Below are 9,835 nucleotides of genomic sequence, written 5' to 3' on the forward strand. Positions count from 1 at the left end.
GAGCCGGGGCGGCGCGCCGGTGTCAGGCCGGCGGCCCCGTCAGCCGCTCCGCCGCGTCCTCCACGGGGGCCTGGACGGGCACTCCGACGCCGCCGTCGGCGGGCACGGGAGCACCAGGCGTGACAGTGCCGGCGGTGGCCGTGCCGGCCATGGACGTGGCCGTGGCCGTGGCTGTGCCGACCGTGGTCGTGTCGATGCCGGTCGGCACGCGCAGCGCGCGCAGCAGGCCGGTCAGTGCCACGGCGACGACGACGTTCAGGACGAACGCGGTCAGCGCGATGTAGGCCGTTCGGCCGAGTCCGGGGACCTCGGCGAGCGAGCTACCGAAGTGCCGCGCGGTCGCGCTGCGCTGCGCGTAGGCCTCGAGCGTGCCGTAGGTCATCCCGACCAGCCAGCCGCCGAGCAGCGCCCAGCGGTGCAGCCAGCGCGTCCACAGGCCGGCCACGATCGCCGGGAACGTCTGCAGGATCCAGACCCCGCCGAGCAGCTGCAGGTTGATCGAGTTCTGCGTGTCCATCCCGAGGACGAACACGAGCGCGCCGACCTTGACCAGCAGCGAGGCCGTCTTGGAGACCGAGGTCTCCTGGGCGGGTGTCGCGTCCGGCCGGAAGAACTCGACGTAGATGTTGCGGGTGAACAGGTTCGCCGCCGCGATGGACATGATCGCCGCCGGGACGAGCGCGCCGATCGCCACCGCGGCGAACGCGACGCCCGTGAACCAGGCGGGGAACTGCTGGTCGAACAGCAGCGGGACGACCAGCCGCGGGTTGTCGGTCTTCACCCCCGAGGCGATGGCGGCGAAACCGAGCAGCGCCAGGAAGGCGAGCAGCAGGGAGTAGAGCGGCAGCACCGCCGTGTTGCGCCGGATGACGTCCTGGCTGCGCGTCGAGAGAATCCCGGTGATCGCGTGCGGGTACATGAACAGCGCCATCGCGGAGCCGAGCGCCAGGGTCGCGTAGGCGAGGAACTCCGACGGGGCCGGGACGAACGCCGCCTTCGGCGGCCGGCCCGCCGCCGCGGCGGCCGCGTTGGCGGTGTCGAACTTCGCCTGGGCCGCGTCGAACACGGCGCCGTACCCGCCGAGCCGGTGCGGGATGTAGATCACCGCGACGAGCACCACGGCGTAGATCAGGATGTCCTTCACGAAGGCGATGAGCGCAGGTGCGCGCAGCCCGGAGCGATAGGTGTACGCGGCCAGCACCGCGAACGCGATGACGATCGGGATATCCCGGACGATCGGGTTGTCCCCACTGGTGCCGATCCCCATCGCCTCCAGGACGGCCTGCATGCCCACCAGCTGGAGCGCGATGTACGGCATCGTCGCGACGATGCCCGTCACGGCGACGGCCAGCGCGAGCGACCGCGACCCGTACCGCCCGCGGACGAAGTCGGCCGGCGTGACGTACCCGTTCCGGCTGGCGACGGCCCACAGCCGCGGCATGATCACGAAGACGATCGGCCAGACGACGCTGGTGAACACCACGGCGAACCAGCCCGAGACGGCACCCGTCGCGTACATCGCCCCGGGAACGGCGATGAACGTGTAGGCGGTGAAGATGTCACCGCCGATGAGGAACCAGGCGACGAACGAGCCGAATCCGCGGCCGCCGAGCCCCCACTCGTCGAGGTGGTCGAGGCTGGCGGCCCGCCGCCAGCGCGCCGCACCGAACCCGATCACGGTGACCAGGACGAACAGCGCCAAAAAGACCGTGAACTCGACACCGTGGAAGTCGGTGTGGAACGGCGCGGCCAGCACCGGCGGGTCGCCGGCAGGATCCGGGCTCACCGGGCGTCCGGTCGGCCCGCGGTGCGCCGGAGGAGCCAGGTGGCGCCGGCCAGGCTCACCGCGCCCGCGACCAGCCACACCAGCGTGTACCAGTAGAAGAACGGAAAGCCCCACACCCGCGGCTCGACTCTCGCGTAGGTCCCCACCAGCAGCAGGGCCACCACCTGGGCGGAGAGCAGCACCGCGACGGCCGCCCGGACGAGGCCACGCGGCAGCGGACGTCCGCGGGGCGGGCCCGCGGGCGGGGACGGGTCGGTCGACGGGGAACGCACTCGGATTCCTCCCACCGGGACGCGGACGCCGCGCCCCGCCGGACGACGTCGCCGGGCGCCACCGGCACCACACACCACTCAATGCAATCGAGTGGTCACCTTAAGGCGTGACAGTCGCCCCTCAGGTGCCCCACGTACCGCGTGTCGGCACACGTCACCCCGCCCCGCGCCCCGTCACACCGTGCGCGGGCCCGCCACACCCGCCCCGTGCAGACCCGCGCCGCCGGCGCCGGTTCCGTCGCGCCGGCTCAGCGGTCTCCGGCCCAGCGGCGGTCCTCCTCGTCCCACTGCTCGTTGCGGCGGTCCAGCTCGTCACGCCAGTTCTCGGCCTCGGCCGCGCTCGGGTAGGGACCCAGGCGGCGGTGCCCCGGGGCGTCCGGCGGGTTCTCCACGCGCCCGTGCTCCAGGCACCACCACCATCCGGACGGATTCCACGACGAACTGTCCACCTGGTCGCGGTCGCGTCGCGCGGACACCGACCGGCGCAGCCAACTCAGCATGGTCGATCACCTACCCATCCCGCCATGATCGATCACGCGCGCGGGCACGGGACGTCAGCTGATCGTGGCCGCGAGCTGCCGGGCGCGATTGGCCGCGGCGCCGCCCACCGACGCGTAGCCGATCTCATCGGTACTTTCCTGACCTTTACTCAGAACGTAACCGAGATAACTGCGCAGCAACTCCGGGTGCGCGTTGTTCGCCGCGCAGACTATGCCGTAGGTCACCGCCGAGGCGGGATAGGCAGCCGGGTCGGTCGGGGTGTAGTCGATGAGCATCCGCGGGTCGGCATGGTGTTCGTCCAGGACGGCGTTCGCGAGCGCCGCCGGAACGTTGAGCGCGTTCGCGGTCACGTACTGACCGGACGGGTTGGCCAGGGCCGCGGTCGGCAGTCCCTGCCTCGCGGCGAAGGACAGTTCCGCGTAGGTGATCCCACCGGGCTCGGCGTCCACGGCGGCCGTCACGCCGTCGGACCGCTCCGCCGCCAGGCCGCCGGGCGGCCAGGCGAGCGTCTTGCCGGCGCCCAGCGTCCACTCCCCCGCCGCCGCGGCCGACAGGTACTCCCCGAGGATGCTGGTCGAGCCGGACGAGTCCGACCGGTGCACGGGCCACACAGTGGTGGGCGGGAGATCCACGCCGGGATTGTCCGCGGCGATCCGCGGGTCGTCCCAGCGCTCGACCCGCTGCTGGAAGATGGCCGCCACGGTCGCCGGGCGAGCCGGAGCTGGTTGACCCCCGGCAGGTTGTACAGGAACACCAGCGCGCCGCCCACGAGCGGGATGTGGACCGCGGTGGCCCCCGCGGGACCCACCGGGCCCGCGGAACTCCCGGGAGCCGCGGGGCCGGTGGCGGCACGGGCGCAGCGGGCGTCCGCGGCACGCTGCTCCTCGCCGGTCAGCAGGGCGTCGGACCCGGCGAAGTCGACCGCCCCGGCGATGAGCCGCTCGATCCCGCCGCCGGAGCCGACGGCGTCGTAGGCGACGCTCGCCGCGTGGCAGCGGGTGGTGAAGTCGCTGATCCACCGGCTCTGCAGGCTCCGCTGGAAGGTCGCCCCGGCGCCGGACAGGCTCCCGGCCGCGCACTGCGGGTCGACGCCCGCCGGCGCCGGCCGCTCGGCGGAGCAGCCGGCGAGCAGCACGGGGACGGCCACCAGCGGCAGGACCAGCGCCGACGCGGTTGCCCCCGCCCGCCAGCTCGATGTGGTCGAGAATCGTCACCGCGCGGGCCGGGAAGGACGGCCCGGTCGCCGCCGGCGGCCCGTCCATCGCCTACGTCCCGCTCGTACTCGGCCTGCCCCGCCCGATGGCCGACGCGCTCGGCTGGACGAGTCGGCCGCCTACCTGGGCGGACGTCATGGACGTGCTCACCGATCCCCGTGGCTGGGCGGCGCACGGCCATCCGGAGTGGGGCGGTGTGACCTCGGCCATCGCCGATCCGGCCCGGTCGACCGAGGGGCTCGCGACCGTCAGCGCGCTGGCGGGCGCCGGGCGCGGGCTCGGCCGGGAGGACTACCTGCCCGCCTCCGCGGCCACCGATCCCGCGCTGTTCGACCGCCTCCGCGTGATCCAGCGGACGAGGGCCGTCCGCCCGGACGACTCCACCGGCCTCGAGGCGGCCGTTGCCCGCGCGGAGGCCGCCGGGCCGAACCGGATCGCCGCGGGGCCCTCCATCTACTTCATGAGCGAACGCGCGGTCTGGAAACACAACCGGACCGACCCGGCCGTCCCGCTGGTCGTGGTGTACCCGGCGGAGGGATCCCCGGCCGCCGACCACCCCTACCTGCTCGTCGACCGGGCCACGATGCCCGCCGAGGCCAGGGCCGCCGCGGCCGGCTTCCTGCGTTTTCTTCATTCAGCGTGACTCGATGATCATTTCTTGCCAGCGGCTGATCTGCTCGGCGGTCGCACCGTTGGCGGCGAGGTACCCGGCCGGGCCGCCGGGGGCGGCGTCGATCGTGTCGAGCACGCTGGCGATGGCCTTCGGGTCGACGAGAACCGCGGTCCCGATGCCGCGCGGCGCCGATCGGCCCGCGGTCAGGTGGCTGTACTCCGGCCGCCGGCTCAGCGCCTCCCGGACCCGCTGGATCCGCTGTTCGGTGGCGAGGTAGTCCGCGACGATCGCGTCGCGCTCGACACCGGCGGCGGCGAGCAGGACGGCCGTCGTGATGCCGGTGCGGTCCTTGCCCGCGGCGCAGTGCACCAGCGCCGGGGTGCGCTCACCGGAGACGAGGAAGTCCAGGATGCGGACCAGCCCCGGGCCGGCGTTCTCGAGCATGATCGCGTAGAACCGGGCGTAGTCTCCGCCGATCCGGTCCCGCAGCGCCTTCGGGTCGCTGAGCCCGGTGAAGTCCATCAGCGGCTCGTGCATCCAGGTGATGCCCAACTGCGGGAACCACTCGGCGGCCCGCGGGTTCTCGAACGGGGCACGCAGGTCCACGACGCCGCGCAGGCCCACCTTGTCCCGCAGCAGCGCGATGTCTTCGGTGGTCAGACTGTCGAGGTTGTCACCTCGGAGCAGCACGCCGGGACGGACCGTGCCCCCGGCCGCCGGTAACCCTCCGAGATCCCGGACGTTGTGGGCACCGGTGAGTTCTATCCATTGAGGCGTTTCCTGCGAGGCGGTCACCGGATGACACTACGGCGGACCAGTTAAGCGCGAGCAAACAAAACCCCAAACGCGGTTCCGCCCGGGGCCTCCACCTGCGCCGCGGCGCGTCCCGCGACGGCCTGGAGCTTGCGGGCGATCAGCGCGTAGGCGCTGATGTCCTCGTCCGCCCACTGCTCCGGATCGGTGTCGGGACGCCGGCGGTGCAGCAGTCTGAATCCGACCCTTACCGGCTCGGGCTCACGCGGCCCGGGCCGGTAAGAGTTTCGGATCGGTCAGCCGGACCGGCGGCGAGTGCGGCTTTGGCGACGGGGGCGAACAGCCGGAGCGTGTCGGCGAAGTAGCGGGTGGAGGGTACGCCGAGCAGGCGCAGGGCGGCGCGGTGGTTGATCGCGACCACCGCCGCGGACACAGCGAGGAGGGCCCACCACGCGGCGGCGAGCAGGGCGCGCGTCGGCACGGGCAGGCCGGCGAGGTCCAGGCGCAGGCGGCGGATGTGGAAGGGAACGTGCTCCTGCTCGTCGGTGAGGATGCGCGCCACGACCTCGCGGGTCAGCCGGTCGCCGACGCCGTCACGGACCACCTGGAAGTAGCGCAGCGTGCACACCTCGGCGACGGTCAGGACCAGCACCTCGCGCGGCAGGCGGGCCCGCCAGCGCAGCGAGCGGAAGATGGTGTCACTCCAGTGCGCCGCGATCGTCGGCCGCCCGGCGGCGGCGAGCAGCCGGGCGAGCAGCCGCGAGTGGTCCTGCTCCTCGGCGATGAACAGCCGCGCGGCTTCGAGGTAGCCGGAGTGGCCCGCCCGCGCGGCGGCCCGCATCATCCCCGCGCCGTCACTGGCTTCGCCGACCTGGATCCTGGCAAGGCTGGTGGCCAGCGCCCTGGGGATCTCAGCGCCCGCGCTCCAGTCCGGGTCGGGCCGACACCTGTTCGCATCGAATCTGTGTCGCCATGGCTCAAAGGCTTCTGACGCATCACCGAGCATGAGCCATAGTTGCACGGCATTGGAAGAAACATCCAGATTGTTGAGCTTTGCGACGGTTAGTCAATGCGGCTGAGCCGAGTCAGCGCGCCCACTCGAACCTCGGTGCCGAGCGGCCGTGCGCCAGGAAGATCGGGTCGTTGTCGACGTAGAGCACCCGCGCCGCCGGATCGAGCCGCTGCGCGGTCTCGTGCAGGCTCGGGTTGGTGGGAATGCCGGTGCACTAACTTCGCGAAGTACACCGAACAGTGTGAGCCATGCCACATGCCCTAGGGGTCGGTCCTCCGGCGTCTACCTGGTGGGGTCCGGTGGCCGGAGGTCTGTTCGGGCGCCGCGTCCGGGCCGGTTGGCGAGCCACGCCGCGATCGTGCTCGTCCGCCAGCGTGGCCGGTCGGGTACATCGGTGTTGTCCGGCTCGGGTAGACGTCCCTGGGTGCGGTAGCCGCGCAAGGTTGATGCCTTGATCCCGGCAAGTCCTGAGATCTCCGCGTAGCTGATCAGGGGGTCGTCCTCCACGCGGGAATACTAGCGTTCACCCCAACTTTCCAGCGCCTAGCTGTATTGTTGTGGGTGTTGGCGGTTCCGGCGGGTGAGCCAACACCCACCGGAACCTTGATCACTACCTGCGTTCACAGGAGAGTGACCCGTGACCAGTATTCCGCCTTCGTCTGGCCGTGGCGGCTGGGAGGCCTACCGGGGTCGACCGTTCGTCGCTGTCGAGCCCCGACCGGACCGCGTCTTTGACGTGACGGTGTCCTCGGGTGCCTTGTTGCGTGACTTCATCGACGTGACGGCGACGCTGCCGAGCATCGTCTACGTCGATCATCGGCCGGTCACGCGAGGCGGTACGGATGTCACGCTGATCTTCCGCTCGATGCGTGAGGGCGGGTCCGGCGTCGGTGGCGGCTGGGTTCCCCCCGATACGCCTGCCGGTCCTGCCGCGTGGACGTCATACCAGGACTCTCTGCACAGCCTTCTACTGGCGGCGCCGGGCGGTCCGACCGGGGAGCGGCTCGTCGGTGAGCTGGTTCACCTCGACCCCCGGTCGGTCGTCGCGCTGGCAGACATCCTCTGCCGTCGTCATCCCGCGCGGGCGTAAGCCTGCGTGATTCTGCTGGTGGCCGGCATCCTACGGACTGGGATGCCGGCCACTTTGGTGATCAACGGGTTTCCTCTTTCACAGACCCCTGGCTGAGCTGATCTTCTCCGGTGGGCGGGCAGGCTATGCCTTACCCCGGGTTCTCCTGGCCGTGCAAGAGCGTCGACGGTCCAGCCGTGCCTGCTGGGTGCCGTGCGCTCTTGCACGGTCGGGAGGTTCTGGGGTAACCCCTCGGGTGTCCGACCGGCGGAGGTGATCAGCGGTCCCGCGCGCCCGGCTCCTGGTGACCTGCGGCGGTTCCTTCCCCTCCTCCGGAGGCGGCCGGGGTCGAGGGGCGGAGCCCCTGTGTTCTGGGCGCGAACCGTCCGAACCACACGACCCCCACCAGCGTTAGTCGGCCCGCGACGGCAGCAGCGGTAATGACTGGTCGCCCTTGATTCTGCAGCAGTCCGCGGACTCCCGCAGTCCCACATCAGCGAGATCGAAAACGGCCGCCGCCAGGTCACCAGCCTGGAGATCTTCGAGCGCATCGCCGACGGCATCGACATCCCCCGAGTCCGCATCGGCCTCGCCGACAAGCCCGGCACGATCTCCGAACCACGGACCGCACCCGGGAGCGCTCGTCGCCGATGTGTCAGATGACATCGTGCGCGTCTGCCCCAGCCGAGCCGCCGTCCCCGCCGACCTATGGCGAACCCTGTTCGCCGGGAACAACAGCACGCGACATCCTCGTGATCGCCGGCCTGTTCCTCCCCGACGGACACGCCGACTTCACCACCCTGCTCCGCCGCAAAGACGCATCAGGCGTGAAGATCCGCTACGCCCTCGACCTACGCGGCCAAGAGGAAGGCATCGGCGACGGCCTCGCCGCCCTCACCAGAATCACCCTCACCTATCTTGCCGGCATGCGCGATGGTCAGAGCGCGATGGAACATCGGCAGCAGTACCTCCTCCGTCCGAACCGGCCAGGTTCGCTCAGCGTCTTTTGGAGGCCCAGGTCGCGATCCCGAGGGCGCCCCAGATGGCGACCAGGATAAGGACGTCGGCCGCAGCCACCCCACCCCATACCCATGCCCGGCGGGCCGCACCGGGGTACGGCCGTTCGGAGGACGGTACCGTGGCGGCGAACTCATCTATCCTCTTCTGAATCTGGATCTGCTCGGAGGGCAACAGCCCGTCAGCGCCAAGGTTCTTGGCCAACTCTGCGATCGTGGCATTCTGCTCGTCAGTGAAGCCGGGTAGTTCGATGTCCGCGACGCCATATATCGGCCCAGTCCCCAAGGGCATGCACTGCAGAGGCGTTCCGTCCTCATAATTGAGCGCCAGCTCCGGACCGCATTCATCATTGGGAGATTTGATCGCGACGACATAGGTACGATTCGACGAGCGATAGTCACCGACATTGTTCCACACTTGAGCGATACACACAAAGATAAACGGAATACTGAGAAAAAAGAGAAGACCTGCGACCGTCTCCACGAATGAGCGCCACTTGCGTTTTTTGTTCTTGTTTTCTCCTGATGAGGACATGCGGCAGTGTAACTTACATTCCACCCCCCAAGCGCGATTCTTACAGAGAGTGACGATGTACTAGCATCACCTTCCCGCGGGTAGCAAAAGCGCACGCGATTCTGGCAGCCGGGTCAACAGCCAAGCCCGTGGGCGAGGACTTGCTCTAACGGACGTTCGCGGACGGAGTGCACCAGGTCAACAGGCCGGTTTGACGCCACGAACGTCTACGGAACGTCCCTGTGCCTTGGCGGGCTAGAGTCGATATACCGCAGCACCCAGCCCGCCCGACGGGTGCAGCAAAGACCGCGAACTTCGATGGACCTCCGTGGACGCCAGCGGATGTCACGATCTGTGACTTCCCGATGTGGCGGGGGCCGAGCTGCGCCTTACATGCAAATATCCGACCGGGCTGGTCCCCTCGGTGGGTACGGCTGCCAGTTCGTTGAGAAGTGCGAACAGCTCGTCGATGCGTTCGCGGAGGGTCTCGTGTAGCCGGGCCGCGAAGTCGTTCCCAGTCCTGCGGTGTCGGCGCGACTCCGGGTGTGAGGGCCGCGAGCGCTTCGCGGATCTCATCGAGCGTCAGCCCGACCCGCTGCGCGGAGCGGATCATGGCGACCCGGCACAGGACGTCGGCGACGAAGCGGCGCTCGTTGTTGGGGCCGCGCTCGCAGGGAAGCAGGCCCTGGTCGGCGTACCAGCGCACGGCCGAGGGGGCGATCCGCATGCGGTCGGCGACCTGCCCGACGGACAGATTGGAGACGTGCCACTGATCAACATCATGCAACGATGGCGCATCCCGGGCTTGCCTTCAAGTGGACTTGACCCCCTACCGTCGGCGTGCTCGTCACTGATCGTCGAACGAGAGGGGCCGCGAATGTCCACGCTGCGAGTGGCCGTACTGGCCGGAAGTACCCGCCCGAACAGCCGGTCGCGGGGGGGCTGGATGGGTGTGCGCCTAGAAGGCTTGGGCGGGCGAAGCCGCGAAGGATGGGTCAAGTTCGGGGCGCGCGGGTCAGGCTGCGAGTCCGGCGTGGTGGATGAGTTCGTTGATGGCGGTGTCGTAGGCGTCGGCTGCTCGGCGT

General features: G+C 70.1%; 11 protein-coding genes and 2 pseudogenes. 2 read left to right on the top strand and 11 right to left on the bottom strand.

All coding sequences use genetic code 11. The annotated features are described in order from the left end of the window. Positions 1-22: 22 nt before the first annotated feature. The 5 genes and pseudogenes from mctP to FMEAI12_RS40285 form a co-directional block, all read right to left on the bottom strand. On the bottom strand, positions 23-1,786 hold the full coding sequence (gene mctP, locus FMEAI12_RS29690) for a monocarboxylate uptake permease MctP (protein ID WP_112108638.1): 1,764 nt from the start codon (positions 1,784-1,786) through the stop codon (positions 23-25). After that, positions 1,783-2,058, bottom strand: a complete 276-nt coding sequence (locus FMEAI12_RS29695; protein ID WP_198541435.1) for a DUF3311 domain-containing protein — start codon at positions 2,056-2,058, stop codon at positions 1,783-1,785. Before FMEAI12_RS29695 ends, mctP begins: the two co-directional genes overlap by 4 nt. A 248-nt stretch (positions 2,059-2,306) precedes the next feature. Beyond that, entirely contained in the window at positions 2,307-2,558 is a 252-nt protein-coding gene (locus FMEAI12_RS29700) for a hypothetical protein (RefSeq protein WP_083391249.1), read from the bottom strand. A gap of 54 nt (positions 2,559-2,612) precedes the next feature. Further along, entirely contained in the window at positions 2,613-3,419 is an 807-nt protein-coding gene (locus FMEAI12_RS36755) for an extracellular solute-binding protein (protein WP_368672121.1), read from the bottom strand. Next, positions 3,305-3,706: pseudogene (locus FMEAI12_RS40285) on the bottom strand (substrate-binding domain-containing protein); the annotation flags it as partial. The pseudogene FMEAI12_RS40285 and the gene FMEAI12_RS36755, both read right to left, overlap by 115 nt. A 26-nt stretch (positions 3,707-3,732) precedes the next feature. Here FMEAI12_RS40285 and FMEAI12_RS29710 point away from each other — a divergent pair. Further along, a complete protein-coding gene (locus FMEAI12_RS29710) occupies positions 3,733-4,416 on the top strand; it encodes a substrate-binding domain-containing protein (protein WP_160144350.1) in 684 nt (227 codons plus the stop codon). Here FMEAI12_RS29710 and FMEAI12_RS29715 read toward each other — a convergent pair. From FMEAI12_RS29715 to FMEAI12_RS29730, 4 genes and pseudogenes are all read right to left on the bottom strand, one after another. Continuing rightward, positions 4,408-5,181, bottom strand: coding sequence for a tyrosine-protein phosphatase (locus FMEAI12_RS29715; protein ID WP_071065772.1), 774 nt, complete (start codon positions 5,179-5,181; stop codon positions 4,408-4,410). The genes FMEAI12_RS29710 and FMEAI12_RS29715 overlap by 9 nt on opposite strands. Positions 5,182-5,386: 205 nt before the next feature. Continuing rightward, positions 5,387-5,983 carry a ferritin-like domain-containing protein gene (locus FMEAI12_RS29720; protein ID WP_235014783.1) on the bottom strand — a complete coding sequence of 199 codons (597 nt, stop codon included), beginning with the start codon at positions 5,981-5,983 and terminating at the stop codon, positions 5,387-5,389. 268 nt (positions 5,984-6,251) lie between these two features. Next, positions 6,252-6,362 (bottom strand): annotated as a pseudogene (locus tag FMEAI12_RS29725) (SAM-dependent methyltransferase); the annotation flags it as partial. A gap of 71 nt (positions 6,363-6,433) precedes the next feature. Continuing rightward, a complete protein-coding gene (locus FMEAI12_RS29730) occupies positions 6,434-6,658 on the bottom strand; it encodes a MarR family transcriptional regulator (protein ID WP_112108641.1) in 225 nt (74 codons plus the stop codon). A gap of 235 nt (positions 6,659-6,893) precedes the next feature. Here FMEAI12_RS29730 and FMEAI12_RS29735 point away from each other — a divergent pair, with 235 nt between their 5' ends. Continuing rightward, on the top strand, positions 6,894-7,241 hold the full coding sequence (locus FMEAI12_RS29735) for a hypothetical protein (protein WP_235014785.1): 348 nt from the start codon (positions 6,894-6,896) through the stop codon (positions 7,239-7,241). A 975-nt stretch (positions 7,242-8,216) separates the two neighbouring features. Here FMEAI12_RS29735 and FMEAI12_RS36360 read toward each other — a convergent pair. Next, positions 8,217-8,771 carry a hypothetical protein gene (locus FMEAI12_RS36360; protein ID WP_131626934.1) on the bottom strand — a complete coding sequence of 185 codons (555 nt, stop codon included), beginning with the start codon at positions 8,769-8,771 and terminating at the stop codon, positions 8,217-8,219. A 145-nt stretch (positions 8,772-8,916) separates the two neighbouring features. Next, a complete protein-coding gene (locus FMEAI12_RS40290; RefSeq protein ID WP_131626933.1) occupies positions 8,917-9,537 on the bottom strand; it encodes a MerR family transcriptional regulator in 621 nt (206 codons plus the stop codon). Between the last annotated feature and the right edge of the window lie 298 nt (positions 9,538-9,835).

This window comes from Parafrankia sp. Ea1.12 (assembly GCF_900465275.1).
Lineage (GTDB): Bacteria > Actinomycetota > Actinomycetes > Frankiales > Frankiaceae > Parafrankia > Parafrankia soli.